The sequence below is a fragment of the Acidobacteriota bacterium genome (assembly GCA_016196035.1).
Classification (GTDB): Bacteria; Acidobacteriota; Blastocatellia; order RBC074; family RBC074; genus JACPYM01.
Map to the genome: position 1 here is coordinate 140,760 of JACPYM010000010.1, position 24,090 is coordinate 164,849.

The window sequence follows — 24,090 nt, forward strand, 5'->3', positions numbered from 1 at the left end:
ATCCCCATGACGATTCAAGAATTCGCCGCACTGCTCATCAATCAGGCCAGCAACCCGCCGGCCAACCCTTCCAACCTGATCCAATTGAGCGATGCCACGCTGCAACGCACCGGGGTCAGTGCGTTGCTCAAACAAGACCTGGGGCGCGCGGACGGCATCCTTTGGCTGACCGTGGATCACACGCAAATCCCGGCCAATCCGCCGGCCACCGGGTTCACGCTCAACGCGCTGGTGCCGGTTGCGACCGGTCAGGACTTTTTGCAACTCGCCGGACGCAACGTGTCGCTGAGCGTTTTCCCAGTCGGCGCGGCGGGCAATGCGCAGGTCGGGTTTGCGCTGGACATCAACCTCACGCAAGCCGGCCAGGCGACCGTCGCCTGGGATTTCAGCGACAGCTTTAAGGATTTGCAGGGGACGCCGTTTGACGAGGTGCCTTATCAAACGCCGCATCTGGTTTTCGCCACCGACGCGCACGAGACTGTGGCGCGGGGCCTGGCCTTTTATGCGGGCTTGGAACTCAGCGGCTTCTTCCAAAATGTGGCGACGCTGCTTGCTCACAGCGAGGCGCGCCTCACCGCTGACAGCCCGGCCCGCGCGTTGCTGGCGGAAGACAGCCAGGCGCTCACCTTGAGCGGCACCATCACGCCAGCCGCGTCAGGCACGGCGCTGGCGCTCACCTGCGATCTAGGCGTGCCCACGCTGGCGATTGGGACGGTGCTGAAACTCAAAGATCTGGGCGTAGGGGTCAGCCTGGAATACGCCCCGGCTGGCGCAATCGCTGCCTTGGTTACCGCTGATGCGCAGCCGCTGGTTCAAATTTATCTCGGCGCGACGGTTGAGCTTGGCAATAGCAGCGGCGCTTCCATGCCGCTGGATGTGCGCGTCTTGATGCCGCTCAACGGTAACCCGGATCATCTGACGTTGATGGTCTTGCCGGGCGCACCCTTCACCACCAGCCTGGGCAATCTGGGCAGCCTGATTGCCGGGCAGAGCTGGAATGAATTGTTCAGCGGTGACGCCAAAAGCATTCTGAAATACCTGGATACCTTTGGCCTCAAAAGCGCCGCCGTTGATTATTCGCTGCGCAGTTTTTCGGTACTCTCGGTCGCGGTCAATGTGGGCACGCTCTCGGCCTGGCCGCTCTGGGGCGACAACAGCGTGACCCTCGATTTGCAATGGCGCATCCTGTTCCTGCCCGGCGGCACGCGGCAAAACGTGCTGGTCAGCGCGCGTTTCCAATTCTCGCAACTGACCTTCACCATCACGGTCAACATCCCCAGCCTGGTGATTACCGGCGTCGAAGAGGGCATGAGCAGCTTCAACCTGACCGACCTCAACCAAAAGGTTTTCGACGGCAAGCTGACCATCCCGCAAAACCTGTTGGATATTGAAGTCGCGTTCGGCAATTTCAACATCTCGATTGATATTCCGAACAAGGCATACAGCATCGGCGCTTATGCCAGCGCCAGCTTCAGCCTGTTTGGCACGCAGATACTCGGCTTCAAGAACTGCGCCATCATGGTCAACATCGGCGCGGGCACAGACCCCAAGACTTACACGGCTACGCTGGACGGCATTGTGAGCCTTGGCCCGCTTGAAATGCAGGTGGATGCCGTGCTCAGCAATCAGCAGGATTGCGTGCTGACGATGCATCTGGTCAACGAGACGGTCGGCTCAATGCTCAACCACCTGGTTCATCTGGTTGATCCGACCTTCGACATCAAGTTTCCCTCGCCCTGGGATAAGTTGCTCGAAATCAGCCTCGATGCGCTGGTGCTGCAACTGAACCTGACCAAAGGCACGCTCAACCTGACCTACGACACTTCGCTCGATCTCGGCTTCATTGACATCACAGGCATCGCGCTGACCTACACCAAAGGCACGTCCGCCGCCAGTTCGGTGCAGATCGAATTGGAAGGCAAGTTCCTGGGCCAGTCGTTCGGCGGCGCTTCCGGCAATCCGGGGCTGGGCTGGGACGCGATCAATCAAAGCCCGCCCAGCGTGCCGGGCAAGGGCGATCAAATCTTCGATCTGCAATACGCCGGGCTGGGCCAGTACATCGCGTTCAAGGGCGACCAGCCCGCGACCATCGCCGCCGTGATGAAAGCGCTGCACGATTCGGTCACGCCCGCGCAGGCCGGGCAATTGCCCGACTTCGGCGCCGACGGCAGTTTGGTTTTCAGCCAGGACAGCAACTGGCTGATTGGCGCGCAATTCAGCGTGCTGGGCACGCTCTCGATCAGCGCCATCTTCAACGACCCGAATTTGTACGGCATCCTCATTCAACTGTCGGGCGAGAAGGCCAGGATTTTTGCCGGGCTGAGTTTCGAGATTCTCTATCGCAAGATCAGCGACAACCTGGGCGTCTATCACATCGAACTCAAGCTGCCCGACGCGATGCGCAACCTGCAATTCGGCGAAGTCTCGGTCACGCTGCCCATCATCGTGCTCGACGTTTACACCAACGGCAATTTCCGCGTGGACTTCGGCTTTCCGAAAGGGCTGGACTTCTCGAATTCGTTCGCGCTGCAAGTTTTCCCGTTCGTCGGTTACGGCGGGTTTTACTTTGCGCTGCTCGACGGCGCGACTTCGACGCGCGTGCCGAAGATCAGCAACGGCACGTTCTCGCCGGTGATCGAATTCGGCGTGGCGCTTTCCATCGGCGTCGGCAAAACGATTGACGAGGGCATTCTGTCAGGCGGCATCACGGTCACGGTGATCGGCATCCTGCAAGGCGTGCTGGGCTGGTTCAACCCGACGCAGCCCGCGCCGAAGGAGATGTATTACTGGTTCCAGGGCAGCATCTCGATTGTCGGCAAACTCTACGCGACGATCAATTTCGCCATCATCAGCGCCAGTTTGGATGTCACCGCTTACGCCACCGTGACGCTGACCATCGAGGCGCACCAGCCGATTTATATCGAACTGAGCGCGGGCGTTTCGGTGCGGCTGAGCGTCAAGATTTTATTCTTCACGATTCATCTCAGCTTCAGCGCGAACGTGCACGCCTCGTTCACCATCGGCCACGCGACGCCGACGCCCTGGGTGCTGGCTGATGGCAGTGGCGCTTCCTCAAGCAAGGGCGCGCTGCGGCAATTGCGCGGACAGCAAACGCTGCATTCGACGGTGCTGCGGCACGCGGGCTATGCGCGTGCTTTGCGCAGCGCGCGTGTGGCGGCCTTGCTGGCGAATTCAACCAGCAACCTGGATTGGCCAGCAGTGCTGGTGTTTTCGCAAGTGCAGACGCTGACGCTGCGCGCGTTGCCCTCGTTCACCAAATCCGAAAGCGACGCGCAGGGTGTGGATGCCGTGCTGCTCTTCACGGCGGAAAACTCGGTTGACCCGGCGGCGCAAACGCTCAGCGAACACCGCGCGCTCTTTGGCGCGGCCCCGCACACGGCGGCCTTCAATCAACTGCTGGAAGCCATGCTGCTCTGGGCCATTCACGCGCAAACCGGCGGCCTCAGCGCAGTCTCGGCGGACGATCTGGAAAGCTTGCAGCAGCAATTGAAACAGCCGGAGACAGTGGCAGCCGCGTTCGATTACACCACGCTGACCAACTTCCTGGCGGCCAATTTCGTCTTCAACGTGGCGACGGCTTCGCAATGGACGATTGAGACGGCGGCGCGCGCCAGCATGGTGGTGACGATCACGACGCCCGCGCCGCACGGGTTGACGGCGGGCGACGCCATCGTGATCGCGGGCGTGACCGATGCTTCCTTCAACGGCCAATTCACCGTCGCCACTGCCGGTGCCACGACCTTCACTTATGCGCAAGACGCGGCGGACGCGCAAAGCAGCGGCGGCACGGTGGATGAGACGACCGGCGTGGCTTTCTTCCCGATGATTCCGGCCATCAAGCTGAGCGATACGGCGGGCACGTCCGTTGATTTCGGCAGCTTCAACAGCGTGGACGAGAGCTATCAGGCGAAGGCCGCCGCTTACTTCCAACTGCTGCAAACGCAATTCCAGGAGCGCAACAACAGCCAGAGCAGAAACGCGGCGTTGACGGATCCGCCGCCCATCTCGTATGCGACGGTGATCTTTACGCACTACTTCAACATGCTTATGTCGGCGGGCATCAAAGCGGCGCTCGACCTGTTGCAAAGCTACCGTTACGAGACGCCGACGGCGCAAAGCATTGGCGACATCGCGGCCATTTTGGATGCAACGCTGACCGCCGAACCGCTGCGCCTCGTCGCGCCGAATCAGGACAATCCAGTGCTGGCGCAAGGCGCGCTGTTCACGCTGCCCAACGTCGTGCGCCAGGTGCGCAGCGGCGATACCGTTGCCAACATCGCCGCGCAGTTCGCGCAACAAGGCGCACGCAACGCCAATGGTCAGCCCTACACCGTCACCGACCTGTTCGACGCCAACGCCGCCGCCACCGGCATCTACAACACCGGACTGGCGGTGACGTTCAATGATCTGGTTTACACGACACAAACCAATGACACGCTCAACCTGATTGCCGTGCGGTTGCTGTTGCGCGTGGCTGGCCAGTCAGTCATCAATTCGCTCAACGGGCTTGGCCCGGCGGTGCAGGCGCTGTCGCAAGCCAACCCTGGCATCACCGGCCCGAACCAGCCGCTGGCCGTGTTGATCGCGCCGCAAACTGGCGCGGTGCGCGCGGGCGGCACGGCGACGATTACGACGCTCACGCCGCACGGTTTGACACAGGGCGCGCCGGTCAACCTCGCGGGCGTCAGCGATGCGAGCTTCAATGGCAGCTTCAACGTGGCGGACGTGCTCACGCCGTTGAGCTTCACCTATCAGCAAACAGGCCTGCCCGATGCCAGCAGCGGCAACGGCGTCGCGGCTTATCCGCAAGCCATCAACGTGCCGCAGGGCAACGTGTACAGCGTCGCGCCGGGCGACACCTTGACGCTGATCGCGGCTTATCCGCTGGCCTTCGCGCAAGGGCTGCTCAACGTGACGGGCTTCCTGGCGCAATTGCAAGCGCTCAATCCGAAGCTGCCCACCGACCCCACGCAAACATTGCCGCCGAACACTGACGTTGAATTGCCGCCGGTGCTGCGCGCGTTGGCGGCGGGCGATTCGATCAACACACTGGCGACGACGCTGCTGACGACGCCCGCCCTCATTCAAACCAAGCTGGCCGCCGTGCCTGCGAATACGCCATTGCTCGCGCCGCAGGCCGTCTTGCACGTGCCGTTGCAATACGCGGCCAGCGCCAAGACAGAGAATCAGGCAGGCGATACTTTCAGCGGCATCGCGGCCAAATTCGATCTGAGCTTGCGGGAAGTCGCCACCCAGGCCGTCAACGTCGCGGGCCTCTTTGCGGCACAGCAGACGCTGACCGTCAGCGATTTGCCGAGCATCGCCGTGCCGCTTTTGCTGGCCGGTCTGCTTAATCAGGCCGAATGGAACAACGCCTCGGGCCAGGTCTCGCGTTTCCTGTTATCGGGATTGCGGCTGCCTGATCCGAACGATGCGTATTTCCAGGGGCTGACGCTGGCGGACATGTCCGACCCGGCGAAGCTGGGGCCGATCAAGACGCTGCCGCTTTATCAACTGACGGGGCAGCAATACGCGCAACCGGCGGCGAAGCTGGGCGCGTACCAACTCACGCTTGCCAACGCGGCCAGCGTGCCCTGGTTGCAAATCAACGGCGCGGCGTCGGCCACCTTCGGTTTAACGGCGGATCAGCAAACGTTGATCGGCACGATTGCGAATAGCCCCATCGCGCCGCGGGTGGAAACGCTGACGCGGCTGGCGCTCTATCAAATGACGCCGCCCCGGCTGGCGCTGCAAAATCATATCGCGTGGCAGGCGGCGGTATTACCGGGCGGTTGTTTGAGCAGCGGCGGCGTGGCAGGGAATCCCTCGCTCTGGCTCTTCCCAGATTCGCTGGTGCAGCAACTGGCTGCCGCCAATGCGCAAAACAGCACGGCGTTGTTGTATGAATTGGTCGCGGCCAAACATCACGACCCCAGCCAACCGGTGACGGCGGACGAAGCCAACTGTTACGCCTGGGCCACCATCGTGGATGTCGAGATCGCGCTGCCCGCGACCGATCAACCCACACCCGCCGTCGCGAACGCTTATGTCATCAACGGCGCGGATGACACGGGCGCGGCCTTGCTGCAACAGGTTTATCAATACCTGTCTACACACAGCGGCACAGGCGCGGCGCTTTATTTGCTGTACTCGCCCAATCCCGCCAGCGGCAATCCCAGCGGCTTGGTGTCCGATCAACTCGACGCGGCGGCGAGCTATTTGCTCAAGACGAATCTTTCGACGCTGACGCACAGCGGCGGCGGCGACTTCGCGGCCTTCGCCACAGTTGACCCGACCAGCATCTACGCCGCGCCGCTCAGCGCCACCGCCGATTTCGTGGCCTTGCTGTGGGAAGCCAGCATCACGCGCAGCGGCGGCTTCTATCTGAATTACGTCAACGAGAACGGCAAGGCGGCGCTGCCCGCCAGCGTGTTTGGCGCGGCGACGACGGCGGCGTTGTCGCTGCTGGTGGTGCTGGATGCGCAAACGGCCAGCAAAGACGCGGCCATGCTGCCTTTCAACAACTGCGTCATCGTGGGCGATAACATTGACACGTCAACCACGACACTCTTTGTGCAACCGGCGCTTTACACCGTCCAGCCGGGCGATTCGTTGACTGACGCCGCCGACAGCTTCAACAAGGAATGGGGCACCAGCTATGGCTTCCAGGACGTGGCGAATTTCAATCAGCACGTGCCGCTGACGTTACAGGTCGGCGCGCAACTCACGGTTCCGAACAAACCCGCCTACACGGTTCAATACGGCGACACGCTGGCCGGCATCGCGCAAGCACAGTTCGCGGGCAGCCTGACAGCCTTGGCCGAGGCGAATCAGACCGCCGCGCTATTGGCGGCGGGCGGGCCGCTGCAATTCGCCAACGGCGTGCTGCAACCGGCGGCCACCGTGCCGCAGGGCACCGTCGGCTTCGAGTTGACACGCACCGCGCCCGACCCGGACACGGACGTGGTGGACACGCTCTTTAACCTGACCGGCTTTTCCATCGCCGCCGCCGGGCCGTTTTTGCAAAGCTGCGAGGGCTTGCCCACCACGCCCGCCGATAGTTGGCAGGCGCAATCCGACGGCTTGACGCCGCGCGCGTTGGACGACGTGCCCGCGACGCAGTGGTACTACCAGCAAACGCTGGTCATCAATCCCTTCGCCGCGCAGCCGCAAGGCAGCACGTCGCCCGCGTTGCCCGCCGCGCAAAACAATCCGTACAACGGCATCGGCGCGGGCGCGGCGGTCACGCTCAACCTGGACGTGCAGGACATCTTCGGCAACGCGCCCGCGCAGTCCGTGTTGCCGCCGCTCGCGGTGCCGGTCGGCTATTTCGACACGCTGAGCGGCTTGGCAAGCTGGCCTTCGCTGGCCGTGTCATACCAAGTCGCTTCGCCCCATGGCGCGCCGCAAATCGCCTTGAATTTGACGATGCAGCAGGCGCGCTACATTCCTTCGCTGTCGGTGCCGGTCGCGGCGGCGCAAGCCGCCATCAAGGCCGATTTGGCGAGCTATCAGAGCATTTACTATCAACTCGCGCAGCCCGACCTGACGTGTGCGTTGCAGACTTCGCTGGATACGCAAACGGCGGCTTACGCGCTCGACAAGACGCCGTTCTTCGCCTTCGCGTATGGCGCGTATGTTTATCTGGCCGCGCTGGCGAGCATGGAAGCCGTGCAACCGGTGCTGGACGGAACAGTGACGGTGGGCGCGTTGGCCGGGCAATACGGCGTGACCGCGCCGCAGCTTTTTGAGGCGAATCAGAATACGCTGCTGAGCAAGTTGTTTGACGGCGCGGCGCTGAGCGTGCCGCAAATGTACGCGACGGTGCAAAGCGATTCGCTGCAAAGCATCGTCAGCGCGCCGCAATGGCAATCCTTCCACCTGACGGTGACAGGCTTGGCTGCCTTGAATGCACAAGTGCCGCTGGGCGCGGGCGTGGATTTGAGCGCGCCCGCCGCCCGCACCGCTACGGCTGCCAGCACAGACACGCTAAACGCCGTGGCGCAACGCGCGCACGCTGCTGTGGCCGCGCTGGCCGTGGCGAATGCGCCGACGCCTGGCTTGTTGAAACAGGGCACGGTGCTGACCGTCGGCACGCAGCAATATACGCTGGCGGAGAATGACACTTTTGCCAACGCAGCCACGCAACTCAACGCGACGGTCGAGGCCGTGGCCCTGGCGAATCAATGGCTGACAAACTTGTTCGCGGGCAGCGTCACGTTGCAGGTGACTGACATTTTGAGCGGCGCGGGCGACACGCTGGCCGGCCTGGCGGCCTTGGTGAAAAGCGCTGTCGCCACGCTGGCAACCGCCAATGCGCAAGTACAGAACCTGTTTGCGCCGACGACCGACATTCAAATCGGCCTCAACACGCAAGCCGCGCCGCCCACGGCGACCGATACGCTGGCGAGTTGGGCGGGCAAGAATCAGGTCACCGTGGCGCAACTGGCACAGGCCAATCTCGCCCAGACTTTCATCAACGGCGCGCAACCGACCATCCCCGGCGCGTTGCAACAACCAACTGGCGTGGCGGGCGCGGCGCAATACAGCACCTATGTTGCCGCCGAGGGCGACACGCTCGCCGGCATCGCGCAAAAGTTCGGCACGACGGCGGCGGCGCTCACGGCGCTCAACGCCGGTTTGCAAACGGAAGTCACGCCGGGCAGCCGCTGGATTTGCCCGCCCATGCAGGGCGCTGCGCAGGGGCAGAACGCGCAACACACGCTGGCTGGGTTGGCAGCGGCTTACAACACCGATGTCGTAACGCTGGCTCAGGCGAATGCCGCCACGCTGGGCGTGCTGGCCGCACAGATCGCGTTGCCGCAATGGAACCTGACGACGGGCGCTTACGAGACGTTCAATTCGTTGGTCAATCGTTTGGCGCAGGCGAACATCCTGACCGAGGCGGGTGCGGCCTACACCGTGGCCGGCGTGGCGCAGGCCGTGGCGACGCTTGCGAACCTCATCAATCCGCAAGCTCTCATCACGCCCGTTCCGCCGCTGGCGCTCGACAGCAACGCCGTGACGATCACGCCGCACTTTGCGCAAGCGGTCTTCCCGCTCGCGGTCAATGTCAGCCTCAACCGCAACCCGCAATGGGTTGACCCGGATTTCGCCAACGTCGCGGCGGTGGCGCAGTCAACCTACAGTGTGCGGCCCGAACCCGACCAAAGCGAAGATGAGAACGCGGCCTTCACCTTCAACCAATTCGCCACGGCGCTGCAAAGCGCGCTGGACGGGCTTTTTGTCGCCACGGGCGATCCGCTGGCCGAAGGCGACGAACTGAATGCGAGCACGTTCTGGGCGGTGAATTTCGGCAACGGCGCGGGGCCGCAGTTGGGCTATCAATTCCAGGGCGGGCAGACCGCCTACTTTGCGTTGCCGCCGCTCTCAACCGCGTTGCTGGGCGGGCCGGTGGACATCATTCCGTATGTCAGCGGGCCGCATGTCAGCGGGCCGCATGTCAGCGGGCCGCATGTCAGCGGGCAAACGCCGCCGTTCACCGGGCCAGCGCAAACGCAAACTTTTCAGGCCGTTGATCTGGACGTGTGGCTCAATACCTTTCTGCAAAGCATTGACCTGTTCCTGTCGCCGGCCTATGCCGTGCCCGCCTACGCGCTCAGTCCGGCGGATGTGGTGGCAGTGATTGAACACAAGAAGAGCCTGGCGCAAAAGCTGGCCCAGCGTGTGACGTTGGTGTTGCAAGACGCGCCCACAGGCTCGATTGACGATGCACAAGCGGCCTTGCAACAGGCGTTGCTGACGCAATTGTCCAGCGCCTTCACGGTGGACACACTGGTGCAGGTGCCGGTCGGCGTGACTTCGGCTGTGCAAAACCCGCTGGCCGCGCCGCGCTTGTCGGGCCAGGTCGTGCTGGCGCAGGGCGATCAGCAATTGCCGAATGCCTTCAGCTTTTCGACCGCAAAAGTGGGACTGACCGAGGGCGGCGCGACGGCGACGTTCCTGTTCAGCGTCAAAGCGCCCGCCGCGCACAAAGAGGCGCAACTCAATCTGCAATACAGCGTCAACGAAATGGAACTGCCCGACCCGCACTCGGTCATCGGCGATTACGAAGGCTCGTCCTGGCTGAAGTTCATCCAGCCGCTGCCCGCGCAAACCGGCACGTGCAATTCGATCATCGGCAACCTAGCCATTCCGATCCCGCTGCGCGCCTATCCCAGCCCGGTCTCGCTGGTGACGCAAAGCGCGCAACAATCCGTGCCGCTGCCCGCCTCGGCGGCAGAGTTGCTGCATTGGGATTTCGGTTTTGTTTATCAGCACGACGACGCGCAACAGGACACGCCGCTGGTTGCGGTGACGTTCAACGCGGGCGCGCAAACGCCGCCGCGCGCAGCGCCAACCGATGTTGATGTGCAGGCGATCTTCCAGGCGCTGGCGCAATTTATGTCGGCCTATCCGGCGTTGAAAAACGATCTGGCCCTGTTGCCGCTGACGCCACCGGGCGCGGCCCCGGCCACGGCGCGCGCGGCGGTGCGGGCGTTCGCGCAATTGGTTAGTTGGGTGGATGCGGCTTGGCAGGCGCAGTCTCTACCGAACGCCGCGCTGCTGGTGACTGATACGTTCAACTATCAGCTACAAAAACAGCAGAGCGCCGACGCCGCGCCGGTGCTGACGACATTGACGCTGGCGGCGGTTGATCCCGCGACGGGGCAAGCCAAACCGAACCCCAGCCAGCTTTGGCCGGACGTGTTCGCCAGTTATAACAACACCGAATATCAACTCGCGCAGCTTGCGGCCAACGCCGCGCAGGCTGTTTATCAATACCCGGCCTCGGCCAAAATCCCGGCGGACGCGGCCCTGGCGCAACGCTTTGTCTTTAGCGTGGACGGCAGCCATCAACCGGCCAGTTGGACGATTGCGCCGGTCAAGGCGGGCGGGGCCGCCCGGGCGCAAGGCCTGACAACGATCACCACGACCGCGCCGCACGCCCTGAATCCGGGCGCGCGCGCGAATATCAGCGGTGTCGCCGACGCCAGCTTCAACGGCACCTTCGCGGTGTCGTCTGTGCCGACGCCGCTGACGATCACCTTCCCACAACCCAACACGCCCGACGCCACCAGCGGCGGCGGCACGGCGGCGGAATCGTTGCTGCCCGCCGGCACGACGCTGAGCGCGCCGCAGAGTTTTCTCTTCCGCGCGGTGAACATCCTGGCGCGGCAAAACGGGCGCGCGGGTGTCGAGATCGCGCGCAACCTGAATCTGGTGGCGGCGCCCACCAACCCGGCGTTTGTTTACCGCACGCCGCTGGTCAATTTTGCCAGCGCGGCGGTGCCGTTGGTGAACGCCGAAAACACCATCCCGCTGAACACGGTGAACACGCTCCCGTCGGTGATAAGCAGCGTCGCGCAGGCGCTCGGCGAATTTCTAAAGCAGCTCTTTAGCGGCCAGACCGGCGCGCTGACGATGCGGCTGGCGGCGGCCTATGCTTACCCGCTGGCGCAAAGCACGCCGGATGAATCAACACTGACGGCGCTTAGCCCGCTGGTGCCGATCACACTGATTCCGGCGTTTGCTTTCAACCCGGCGAGTGATTGGGATTGGACGCAAGCGGGCAGTTTCGTCAGCCAGGTGCAAGCCGTGCTCGACGCCTGGCGCGCCCAGCCCCAGCACGACCCGCTGCCGCCGCGCGGATTGTATCTGTTCGATCTGACTGTCTATGCCGGCGATAGCCAGTTGCAACCGCTGATTCACACGGCAAGTTTGCAATATCAACTTGACGCCCCGCCCACGCAAAACCTTGGAGGCCTCCGATGAACAACGTAAGAGCGAATCATGAAGTGGAGATGGAGCCGGCAACGGAGACGAAGTACCAAATGCCCGCAAAAACCCCTTTCGATCCGTCGCCCAACGATCCACAGAAGTCGCTGGTTCAGAAGGTGCTGGTTTATGCTTTTGACACGGATCACAACCAAATACCGCTGAAGACCCTGAAGCTCACGAATAACGCCGCTTTCCCCGTTTATCCGGTCATGCGGGATGGCAACGAGGCTGAGACGGCGCAGGGAAGCGGCGCGGGTTTATATGATCCTTACGACCCGGTTAGGACGGAATATCGCGGCTACATCGGTTACCAGGGGGACGACAATCAATACTATTTCGGCCTGCCAACGGGCCATACCATCACCATCCGGGTGCCGCTGGTTTTCTGGAATGGCGCACGCATGGGCATTGTGACCGATGGCAGATACCTGACGCCGGACGCGGGCGCTCCCAACCCGCTTCATTACGCTGCCAACGCGCAACGCGTCATCGTTGCCGCCGAACACGCAGACCCGCATGACACGTCCCCGCCCGACCCGCAAAAGGACGGAGTGGTCATGTGGTATCGGGCCAGCCTCATCGGCCCCGCGCTCGATTCGCCGGATCAACTGCTGGAATGGACGATTCGAGATCAGGAGTATTTGAGCAATCCGCAAATCAATGAGCGTACCCATCATTTGATCCCGTCTAACCAGAAAGTCACGCTCATCAATTACGATGTCTCTTATGTGGATAGCATGTTCCTCCCGGTTGCGATGGAAGCCCTCGATGTTCCCGTCCCCGCGCCGCCGACTCCCTTTAACCAGAATCGCGGGCCATACGGTTGGATCGGCTCCATAGACAAGCCTGAGGATCTCCAAACCAAAATCGAGGCCTTTACCGCCGCCCCCGGCAATAAGCTGCTGGGCCAGTATTTTGGCGGCAATGGTTGGCCTGTCTACAATATCCCCCCCGATCCGATTGGCGAGGTCAAGCTACCCGCCGGTCAAAATATCTTCGCGCAAAGCCCTTTGGCGGGCGCACTCTCCAGTTATGACGTGACCAACAATCATTTCATGCTGTCGAGCGGCGGCACGGGGCCTATCAGGGTGAATATCGGAGGCGCAGGGACGGCTTCGACTGGCAACATACTGACGCTCAGCCCGAACGAAGACGTGGATAAGGTCAAACAATTGCAACCCGAATTCACGATCCAAGGCTACGCGCCAGCGGGCCAGAAAAATCCGATTCAACCGGGAACCAAGATCGCCCGGATTCTTCATGTCAGCACAGGCGCGGGTGACCCCAGCACGCTTCAGATGGACAAGGAACTGGTCGCTTCGCAGCAAGGGTGCAACTTCGACTTCTTCAGGCCGGTCACTGATTATGCCTCCGCCGCGCTGATCAAGCTCTGGTATTCATGGGCGAATTACTATCTGACCCAAACGCAAAGCACCCCGCCGCAGACGGTCAGGGGCGCTGTCACAGTGAATAGCGCGACGCTGACTTTCAGCGAACCGGTGACCGGCTTGGTCGAAGGCATGCAAGTGACCGGCGCAGGTCTGAACAGTCCGAATCCCGGCAAAGAGACAGGCGGGGTCACGATCCTGGCGCTTGCCGCGGACAAGAAATCGGTCATCCTGAGCCAACTGGCGCGAGAAAATCACCCGCTCACAGAAAATCAGATGTACACGTTGGTGAAGCCGCAACCGCTGCCCTTAACGCCGGCAAGTTTGTTTACCCTGGATTTTTCCCAGGACCCGAAAGAACCCGCGCGCGACCCGCTGGAGTTTGCCAAAAAGGTCTATCAAATCATGGCCTCGATGGCCCAAATCCCGAAGAACCCTGACCCCCTGGTCAAGACCCCCCACGTGCTCGAACTCATGAATAATGTGATCGGAGGGAACATGGGATTCATCTTTGATACCGATGCGCGCAGGTTTTCGACGGACGGTCTGGCGATCTCGGCCATGATCCGCGACATGATCAAATCCGTCTTGCGCGGGGTCACCGATTTTACGCGTTTCCCTGAATTCGACAGCAACAACCAGCAGATTTGGTATCCCGACCCGCGTGTGCCGCGCTGCGGCCTGACCTTTAACGCGTTCAACCTCGATCCATTCGTCTGGTTCGTGCACGTGCAGTTGGGCTTTTCTGGGTACGGTTTCTCGCTGGACGATGACACGGCTGATGTCGGCGCGGGCGAAGCGGCCAGGCTTCAACTCACCATCGGCGGCGGCGCTGGCCTGCCGAACCAAAATGAATGGGCCATCCAGGCGGTGTATGGCCCCGTGAGCGGCAACGGAGACTGGGATCCGAATAAAACGGTGCGCTTTTACCTTGGCATCACGGGCGCCACGAATGCCGCTCCGATCACGATCACTTCGCCCAAGCACAACCTCGCCAACGGTGAGACGGTGACGATTGACCAGGTTGGCGGCAACACCGCCGCCAACGGTACCTGGACCGTCGCCAACGCCACCGCGAACACGTTCGAGTTGCTCAACTCCACGGGCAACGGCGATTACTCTGGCGGCGGCAGATGGACGCGCGGCCCGCTCTACTGCATCTCCGACGTCAATCGGCTGGACGTTTACTGGAAACTGAAGGGCGATGACCGTCAAGCCGGTTTTACGGGCGCGCTCGTCTCCGGCCCCGGCGTGCAGAAGAAAGGGTCGGTCAGAATTCAGCAACTGGGCGACGATAAAGAAGGCATACTCGCCCTGAACACCAAGCTGACCAATCCTGACGGCTCCCCCCTCGCCCAGGGCAATTACCAGTGGACGTTTTCCGCCAAGTAAGGGCCAAGTAAGGGCCAAGTAATGGCAGACACCAGTAATGTTCGGCAGCGTGCTTGATGGTGTGCCGAATATGACCCGTGCTTTGGGCTGACGTGAAAAGGGTTGTGCTGAAAGATTACTTTGGGATGCGCCAGCTTCGTTCACTGACGCATTCCGATGTTGAAAAATTCCAGCCTGAGCGGTTAAAGACCGAAACAGTGCGTGGGGAGCGCCGCACGCTAGCCGCCGTGAATCGTGAACTCAAACTGCCGCGCGCCGTCTGGCGGTTGGTCAAGGACGAAGCGCGCAACGAATGCGAGAGCGTCCATCGCGCGGCCAAAGTCTTTGAGCCGGTGGAGTGGAGGCGCGAGGCGTGGCGGCGCGCGCAATACCTCGCCATCCGCGAATCCTTCATTGCACAATGGCAGCCGCAAGGCGGCATTGATCTGGCGCTGATTGATATGCTGACGCAATCATTCGTCTTGTATCTGTATTGGAACGAAGTCTCAGTCACCCGCACGGAAACCGAAATGCGTGCCGATCCGCCCGCGTGGATAAAGGACAAGGCTTATCGGGAACAGGGCTACCCGCGTGAGCGTGGGCACGGTTATTGGAATCCGCCCTATGCGCACGAACAAGAAGCCGTCGAGCACGCGGCGCAGATGGCTGACCGTTATTTGCGGGCCTTTCAGCGGACGTTACGGGCGATGCGGGATTTGCGGCGTTATTCGTCGCCGGTCACGATCAATAATCCGCAGCAGGTGAACACTGCGGCGGAGGGCGGGCAGCAGGTGAATGCCATCAAATAGAAAGATTGAAAGTCGTCAGCAAAGAGCCTTGTCGTGTATAAGGGCTGCTTTATGATGGTCACCTCATCAAATTGCCCCGTCGCCGAATTACGTTTATGGACACACCGGAAGCTGTAGCACGCCAAAAAATAGACGCTGCTTTGCATCTGGCGGGCTGGATTGTGCAGAGCCGCGACCAAGTTAATTTGCACGCCGCACGCGGTGTCGCCGTGCGCGAATTTCAGTTGCGGCAAGGGTACGGAGCGGCGGATTACCTGTTGTTTGTAGATGGTAAAGCCGTGGGCGTAATCGAAGCCAAGCCCGAAGGCGACACGCTCACGGGTGTAGAAGTTCAATCCGAGCGTTACAGCGTAGGCGTGCCTTTGACTGTGCCCGCTCCCTTTCGTCCGTTGCCATTTCTTTATCAAAGCACGGGAATCGAAACACGTTTCACCAACGGCTGTGACCCTGTTGCGCGCAGCCGTCCGGTGTTTCATTTTCATTGCCCGGAAACGATAGCGAACTGGCTGGCGGATGACCTTGGGCAAGCGGGCTTACCCGCAACGTTACGCGCTCGGCTCCGCGAAATGCCTACGCTGGAAGAAAAAGGCTTGTGGCCTGCGCAATTCAAAGCCGTGCGGAATCTCGAAACTTCATTTAGCGAAGACCGGCCACGCGCGTTGATTCAGATGGCGACTGGCAGCGGTAAGACGTTCACTGCCGTCAATGCGGCTTATCGTTTGATCAAACACGCTGATGCGCGCCGCGTCTTGTTTCTGGTTGATCGCGCTAATTTGGGGCGGCAAGCGCTCAAGGAATTTCAGCAATTCACGCCGCCCGATAGCAACTACAAATTCCATGAGCTTTACAACATTCAGCATCTGGCCTCGAACAAAATTGACGGGGTTTCGCGCGTCATCATCACGACCATTCAGCGGCTTTACGCGATGTTGCAAGGCAAGGAACTCGATCCCGAGCTTGAGGAAGGCTCGCAATTCGACACGGGCGCAGGGTTGATTCGTGAGCCGGTACCAGTCGTTTATAACCCAGTAATCCCGATTGAATTTTTTGACATCATTTTCATTGATGAATGCCACCGCTCAATTTACAGCCTGTGGCGGCAAGTGCTGGATTATTTCGACGCGCATTTGATAGGGCTGACTGCGACGCCATCAAAGCAAACCTTCGGCTTTTTCAAAAAGAATCTGGTGATGGAATACGACCACGCACAAGCCGTGGCCGATGGCGTCAACGTGGACTTCGATGTTTACAAGATTCGCACGCGCATCACGGAAGGCGGCTCGACCGTCGAAGCCGGGCCGCTGGAAGTCGTAGGCCGCCGCGACCGCCAGACGCGCGCCGTGCGCTGGGAAACACTGGACGAAGATTTGAGCTACGACGCCAACGCGCTTGACCGCAATGTCGTGGCGGATGACCAAATCCGCACTGTCATCCGCACGTTCAAAGAAAAACTCTTCACCGAAATCTTTCCCGGGCGCACCGATGTGCCGAAGACGCTGATTTATGCCAAAGACGACAGCCACGCTGACGACATCGTCAAAGTCATCCGTGAAGAGTTCGGCGAGGACAACCGGTTTTGCGAGAAGATCACCTACAGAACTGGCACCGCGCGCATTGTCACCAAGCAAATGAACGAGCAAGGCGAAGCAGTCGAAGTCGTCAAATACAAATCCAGCGGCATCAAGCCCGAAGATTTGCTCTCTTCGTTTCGCAATAGCTACAATCCGCGCATCGCCGTGACAGTAGATATGATTGCGACCGGGACGGACATCAAACCGCTCGAAATGGTGATGTTTATGCGCTCGGTCAAGAGCCGCAATTTCTTCGAGCAGATGAAAGGGCGCGGCGTGCGTGTGATCGGCAAGGAAGATTTCCGGCTGATTACGCCCAACGTACCGCAAGGCAAGACGCATTTCATCATCGTGGATTGTGTGGGCGTGTGCGAACAGGAACTCAACGACACGCGCCCGCTCGAACGCCAACGCTCGGTTAGCTTCCAAAACCTGTTGCAAGCCGTCGCTTATGGCAACACAGATGCCGATGTGCTTTCGTCACTCGCCAGCCGTTTGGCGCGGCTCGAACCGCAGTTGGATGAGGGTGAACGCGCCGCCCTGACCGAAGCCGCGAACGGCACGACGTTGCGGTAAATCATCAGCGGTTTGGTCGCCGCGCTTGATCCTGACCGGCAGATTGAAGAGGCGCAGCGGCAACACGGTTTGCCCGCCGATGCCGAACCTTCGCCCGAACAGTTGGCGCAAGCGGCGGCGGAATTGCGGCGCGCGGCGGTCTGGCCGCTGGCGAGCAATCCGGTCTTGCGGGCGCAAATCCTCGCGTTGAAACAGCGGGCTGAACAGACGCTGGATGTCATCAGTCAGGATGAAGTGCTCGAAGCCGGATATTCCGCCACGGCGCGCGCACGGGCGCAAACGCTGGTGCAATCGTTCGAGCAATACATCGAAGAGCACAAAGACGAAATCACCGCGCTGCAAGTGCTTTACAGCCGTCCTTACGCCCAGCGGTTGCGGTTTGAGGACATCAAGGCGTTGGCCGAAAGCATTCAACTGCCGCCGCGTTCGTGGACGCCGGAAAAGCTCTGGCGCGCGTATGAAACGCTGGATCGCAACCGGGTGCGCGGCGCGGGCGCGACGCGGTTGATGACCGACATCGTTTCGCTCATCCGCTTTGCGCTGCATCAGGAAGAGTTGTTGATCCCCTTTGCCGACGAAGTGCGGGCGCGCTTTCAAAACTGGTTGGCGCAACAGGAACAGCGCGGACGCCGCTTCAGCGCCGAACAGCGCCAATGGCTGGAACTGATCCGCGATCACATCGCCGCCAACTTGCAAATTGAGATGGACGATTTCGATTACTTGCCCTTCATCCAACGCGGCGGCGTGGGCCGGGCATACCAAACTTTCGGAGAGGAATTGATGAATGAGTTGAACGAGGTGCTGGCTGCATGAGTAATTTGCCAAAGGGCTGGGTGAAAGCTGCTCTTGGAGAACTGCTTCACTTGGTCAACGGGTATGCTTTCAAGCCTTCAGATTGGGGGCAGGAAGGGCTGCCGATCATTCGCATACAAAACCTCAACAATCCTGACGCCAAGTTCAATCGGTGCCGCTATGAATTGCCGGAAAAGTTTCTCGTGAACTCCAGAGATTTGCTATTCGCTTGGTCTGGCACGCCAGGCACATCCTTCGGCGCGCACATCTGGCGAGGCGGCAAGGCTTGGTTGAATCAGCATATATTCAAAGTCGTGTTCGATCAGGCAAGCTTGAACAAAAGCTATCTGCGGTTCGCTATCAATCAGAACCTCAATGAGTATGTTGCAGCGGCACGCGGTGGTAGCGGACTTGCTCACATCACAAAAGGGCAATTTGAGTCATCGGAAATTCCCATTCCGCCACTCGCTGAACAACACCGCATCGTTGCCGAAATCGAAAAACAATTCACGCGCCTGGATGCTGCCGTAGCCAGTCTGCGGCGGGTGCAGGCCAATTTGAAGCGGTACCGCGCCGCCGTGCTCAAGGCTGCGTGCGAAGGCCGCTTAGTCGAAATGGAAGCTGCTCTGGCCCGCGCCGAACAGCGCCCCTACGAACCGGCGGCAGAACTGTTGCAACGCCTTCTCCGCGAGCGCCGCGCCCGCTGGGAAGCCGACCAACTCGCCAAAATGGAAGCGGCAGGTAAACCGCCCAAAGACGACAAATGGAAAGCCAATTATGATGATCCTCTTGCGCCTGACATCAGCACGTTGCCGAAGTTACCTGAAGGATGGACACACGCAAGTTTAGATGAGTGTTTCATCGTTGAGCGAGGGCGGTTTTCTATCCGTCCAAGAAATGATCCCAGATACTACAACGGCAAATATCCTTTTGTTCAAATTGGTGATTTACCTCGTGAAGGTGGGAGTATTGCAATCTACACGCAAACTCTAAACGAAAAGGGGCTTGAGGTAAGCAAGTTGTTCAAACGGGGAACTGTGTTGATTGCAATCGTAGGTGCCACTATTGCCAACACGGGCATATTAACTTTTGATAGTTGTTGTCCAGATAGTTTGGTCGCTATTCAATCTGACGATGAGGTTCGAGCGCAGTATGTTGAATTCTATTTGCGCTCAAAAAAGCTAGAAATTCGGGAATTGGCATACGCTTCGGGCGGGCAACCGAACATCAATTTGGCCCTTTTACAGCCTTATTGGTTTCCATTGCCCCCCTTTGCTGAACAGCAGCGCATTGTCGAAGAAGCTGAACGCCGCTTCTCCATCATTGACGACCTTGAAAGAAGCGTCATTGCCAGCTTGCAGCGTGCGGAGACATTGCGCCAGAAAGTGTTGCAAGACGCCTTCACCGGCAAGCTGGTCGAGCAAGACCTAAACGACGAATCGGCGAGCAAGCTGCTCGAGCGCATCAAGGCTGAACGATTGAGACGCGAAGCCGAAGAACACGAGAAACGAAAGGAGGAAAGAAAGACTGTGAAGAAGACCGGCAAAACAGCGACGGGCGAACGCCGCAAACTGGTTGAAGTGTTGCGCGAAGCCGAAAGCCCGCTTGCCCCTGAAGTGCTCTTCCGCGAAGCTGGCTTCAAACCGGAAGAAGTTGAAGCGTTTTACGACGAACTGAAACAAGCCGACCAAGACAACTTGATCACCGAAGACAAACGCCAAAGCGGTGAGGTTTACCTGAGCGCCCGCGCATGAGATTGCACGAACTCTGGATCAGCGACTACAAAAACCTGAAGGACTTCCGCATCCACTTCGACGCGGACAGCCCCATCACGGTCATTGTTGGCTGGAACGGCACTGGCAAATCGAACCTGTTTGAAGCTCTGGTCATCATCTTCCGCGATCTGGATTTGAACCAAGCCACGCCCTTCGCCTACAAGATCAAATACACCTGCCACACCGATAAAGTTGAGATTGATTACGATCCGGCGCGTCCCGGCAAAGAACGCTTGAAAGCCACTGTTACGCCGCTTGTCTTCACGCTCGAAGGAGAAAAGACAAAGAAGGAAATCCCGAAACCGGCCTTCGTCTTTGGGTATTACTCTGGCCCTAGCAATCGGTTCAAAGAACACTTCCTGGAACATCAGCGGCGTTATTACGAAGCGATCCTGAATGCGAAAGAAGCCACGCCAGCGGAATTGCGGCGGCTGAAATCCTTGCGGCGGCTGTTTTACGCCGAAACGCACCACAGCAAATATGTCCTGCTCGCCTTCTTTCTCAAACGCGATGAAAAGATTGACGGCTTTTTGCGCGAGTACCTGCGCATTGAAGGTTTGGACGGGTTGGAATCGGTGCTCTTCGTGATGAAAGAGCCTTCGTGGACAGGCAAGGAAGGCGACCCGCGTTTCTGGAACGCGCGCGGCCTAGTGCAAAAGTTTCTGGACAAGCTGTTTTCCGTTTCGCTCGCGCCTATGCGCCTATCGCAAAACCTGCCAACCGGTATCAAGAAACGCTCGAGGCAAGAACTGCTTTACCTTTACGTCCAAAGCTCAGAGAAATTGGCCGAGTTAGCGCAGGATTACGAAACGCCCAGCGATTTCTTTGCCAGCCTGGAAAGCGCCGACCTTTCCGAAGTCATCCACGATGTCATCATCAAGGTAAAAATCCGCAACCACGACGGCACGTTGACCTTCCGCGAACTGAGCGAAGGCGAACAGCAATTGCTGATGGTGCTAGGGCTGATGCGCTTCACGAAAGAAAAAGAGTCTTTGATCCTGCTGGATGAGCCTGACACGCACCTGAATCCGTTTTGGAGCACTGAATATCTCGACCTCATCAAAAGAATCGTAGACGACGAAGAAAGCAGCGAAGAGCCACAGTCACGTCACATCCTGATGTCTACGCACGACCCGTTGGTCATTGCGGGGCTGGAACGCGAGCAAATCCAAATCTTCAAACGCGATCAGGAAACAGACCGTTGTTATGCCGAAATCCCCGACCGCAGCCCGCGCGGGATGGGTTTCGAGGGCGTGTTGACCAGCGATATGTTTGGCTTCCGCTCCGCGCTAGACAAGCCGACGCTAGAAAAATTGGATAAGAAGCGGCAGCTTACGATCAAAGACCATTTGAGTCCCGACGAACAACGAGAGCTTGAGAAGTTAAACCAACAGATTGGCGAACTGGATTTCACCAACGTTGTTCGTGACGATTACTACCGGCTATTTGCCAGGGAAATGGCGAAGTACGAAGCCGAACACGAAATGCACGAAAGAGTGTTGACGCCCGCACAACGTGAAGCGCGGGAAAAGTTTGCTAAAGAGTTGGTTGCTCGATTGAAGAGGCAACAGAAGAAAGAGGATGAGCAAGAATGAGGTTCATTGACATCTCGACTTTCACCCCTAACGCTCAGTGGCTCGATGATGCGAAGACTGCAACGAATACCGCACGCGGCAAGCAAGAGGGCAAGGAACGGGCGGACTACATAAACGGTCAGTCAGACTTATGGACAAGGCTGAAGCCAAAGTTTGAAGAACTTTCCTTTCGCAAATGCTGGTATTGCGAGACACGCGAAAACAGGTCTGATCGGGCAGTTGACCATTACCGCCCCAAAAATAAAGTGCGCGATACAAAACCGTTATTTCGTGGATATTGGTGGCTTGCGTTCTGCCATAAGAACTATCGGCTTTGTTGCAATTGGTGCAATTCTCGCCGGTGCGACAGGGCGACCGGTGTCACGGGCGGCAAAGGTGACTACTTCTTGCTGATGGATGAAAAGAAGCGTGTCAGGATTGAGGGAGCTAGCTTTAAGCACGAAGGGCCTTTATTCCTTGACCCGTGCAAACCGCAAGATGTCGCTCTTTTGTGGTATGCCGATGACGGCAGAGTGATTCCAAAATTTGATGAGAAACAAAAGCCCGAAGCGTTTAAGCGGGCGGACAAGTCAATTGAGTATTACAACCTAAACGAAAGAGACATCAAAGAAGCGCGTCAAGTGCTTTACCACAAGATCAAAGAGTTGGTCGAGCAAGGAGACTATCACTTTGAAGACAGTTTTAATGGCGTGCCCGACGCGGATCATTCGCTAGGACAGGTCATAAAGAGTTTGGGCGAATTGATTGATAAAAAGGCGGAGTATTCTGCCTTCGCCAAAGCTGTTATTGAAGGATTCAAAAAGGCCGACCGCCTCTGGATGGATGCGATTGGAATGGTATAGAGAAAACACATGAGCAATCAATCATCTGGCCTAGTGCAGCGTCTTTGGAACTACTGTAATTTGCTGCGCGATGATGGCCTGTCTTATGGCGATTACGTCGAGCAATTGACCTATCTGCTCTTTCTAAAAATGGCTTGGGAGCAAACGAAAGGGCCCAACCCAAAGGTTTCTAACATCCCCGAAACGTATAGCTGGCCGAGTCTGATGAAGCTGGACGGCGAACGGCTGGAAACACGCTACCGCCGTGGCTTGGAAGAGTTGGGCAAACAAAAGGGGATGCTCGGTCTGATCTTCCGCAAGGCGCTCAACAAGATTCAAGACCCCGCCAAATTGCGCCGGTTGATCGCGGAGTTGATTGACAAGGTTGATTGGAGCAGCCTGTCAGCGGATGTGAAGGGCGACGCCTACGAAGGTTTGCTCGAAAAGAACGCGCAGGACACCAAAGGCGGGGCGGGGCAATACTTCACGCCGCGTCCCGTCATCGAAGCCATTGTCGAAGTGATCCGCCCACAACCTGGCGAGAAGATTTCCGATCCGGCTTGCGGCACCGGTGGCTTTTTGCTGGAAGCGCACCGCTACATCGAACGACACAACCCCAACTTGGATAAGACGCAAAAGCGGCATTTGAAACTTAAGGCATTGCGCGGCGTCGAGTTGGTGGATAGCGTGACGCGGCTCTGTGCAATGAATCTGCTCTTGCACGGCATTGGCCCTACAACCGAAGCCGAAGGCGAGTCGCCCGTCAAGACCGCCGATAGCCTGAGCAAAGAGCCGGAAGCGGAATTCAATGTCGTGCTGACCAACCCGCCCTTTGGTAAAAAATCCAGCGTGACTTTTGTCAACGAAGATGAGGACGAAGACGAAGACAAAAAGCAGGCGCTGACCATCGTTCGTAATGACTTCTACACTTCGACCAGCAACAAGCAATTGAACTTCCTGCAACACGTCAAGAGCCTGCTCAAAATTCACGGTCGAGCGGCAGTCGTTGTGCCTGACAACGTCCTGTTTGAAGGTGGCGCAGGCGAAACCATTCGCCGCAAACTGCTCGAAGAATGCAACGTGCATACGTTGCTGCGGCTGCCAACCGGCATTTTTTACGCGCAAGGCGTAAAAGCAAACGTGCTTTTCTTTGAGCGCATGGGGCCGGGGGCAAAGGCTTGGACGAAGCAGCTTTGGATTTATGACCTGCGCACCAACAAGCATTTCACCTTGCGCACACGCCCGCTTCAGCGCACTGATTTAAATGAGTTTGTGGAGTGCTACAAAGCTGACAATCAAAACCTGCGCAAACCGACTTGGTCAGAGGAAAATCCTGACGGGCGCTGGCGAGTTTATTCGTATGAAGAATTGCTTCAGCGCGACAAGCTGAGCTTGGATATTTTCTGGCTCAGAGATGAAAGCCTTGAAAGTTCAGCCAATTTGCCTGATGCCGACATCATCGCTGAAGAAATTGCCGACGACCTGCGGGCGGCACTCAGTCAGTTTGAAGAGATTCAGGAGGATTTGCGGTCAGGCAAAACGCAACGTGCTACTTTAGCACCAGCCGCCGTTTAATTAAGCGTAACTACA

The 24,090-nt window shown here is 58.9% G+C and carries 7 protein-coding genes and 1 pseudogene; all 8 read left to right on the top strand.

The window, feature by feature from the left end:
* The first annotated feature begins 6 nt into the window (after nt 1–6).
* The 8 genes and pseudogenes from HY011_04290 (at nt 7) to HY011_04325 (ending at nt 24,075) form a co-directional block, all read left to right on the top strand.
* Entirely contained in the window at nt 7–11,796 is an 11,790-nt protein-coding gene (locus tag HY011_04290) for a LysM peptidoglycan-binding domain-containing protein (protein MBI3422134.1), read from the top strand.
* A 59-nt stretch (nt 11,797–11,855) separates the two neighbouring features.
* Entirely contained in the window at nt 11,856–14,582 is a 2,727-nt protein-coding gene (locus HY011_04295) for a hypothetical protein (protein ID MBI3422135.1), read from the top strand.
* Between the two features lie 125 nt (nt 14,583–14,707).
* Complete coding sequence (locus HY011_04300) at nt 14,708–15,370, top strand: hypothetical protein (protein MBI3422136.1); 663 nt, start codon at nt 14,708–14,710, stop codon at nt 15,368–15,370.
* Between the two features lie 95 nt (nt 15,371–15,465).
* Nucleotides 15,466–18,330: pseudogene (locus HY011_04305) on the top strand (DEAD/DEAH box helicase family protein).
* Nucleotides 18,327–20,063, top strand: coding sequence for a restriction endonuclease subunit S (locus tag HY011_04310; protein MBI3422137.1), 1,737 nt, complete (start codon nt 18,327–18,329; stop codon nt 20,061–20,063). Before HY011_04305 ends, HY011_04310 begins: the two are co-directional and overlap by 4 nt.
* The gene (locus tag HY011_04315) at nt 20,060–21,679 is read left to right on the top strand and encodes an AAA family ATPase (protein ID MBI3422138.1); all 1,620 of its coding nucleotides are present in this window, start codon (nt 20,060–20,062) and stop codon (nt 21,677–21,679) included. The genes HY011_04310 and HY011_04315 overlap by 4 nt, the downstream gene beginning before the upstream one ends.
* Complete coding sequence (locus HY011_04320) at nt 21,676–22,521, top strand: hypothetical protein (GenBank protein MBI3422139.1); 846 nt, start codon at nt 21,676–21,678, stop codon at nt 22,519–22,521. Before HY011_04315 ends, HY011_04320 begins: the two co-directional genes overlap by 4 nt.
* A gap of 9 nt (nt 22,522–22,530) precedes the next feature.
* Nucleotides 22,531–24,075, top strand: a complete 1,545-nt coding sequence (locus HY011_04325) for an SAM-dependent DNA methyltransferase (protein ID MBI3422140.1) — start codon at nt 22,531–22,533, stop codon at nt 24,073–24,075.
* The last annotated feature ends 15 nt before the right edge of the window (nt 24,076–24,090 follow it).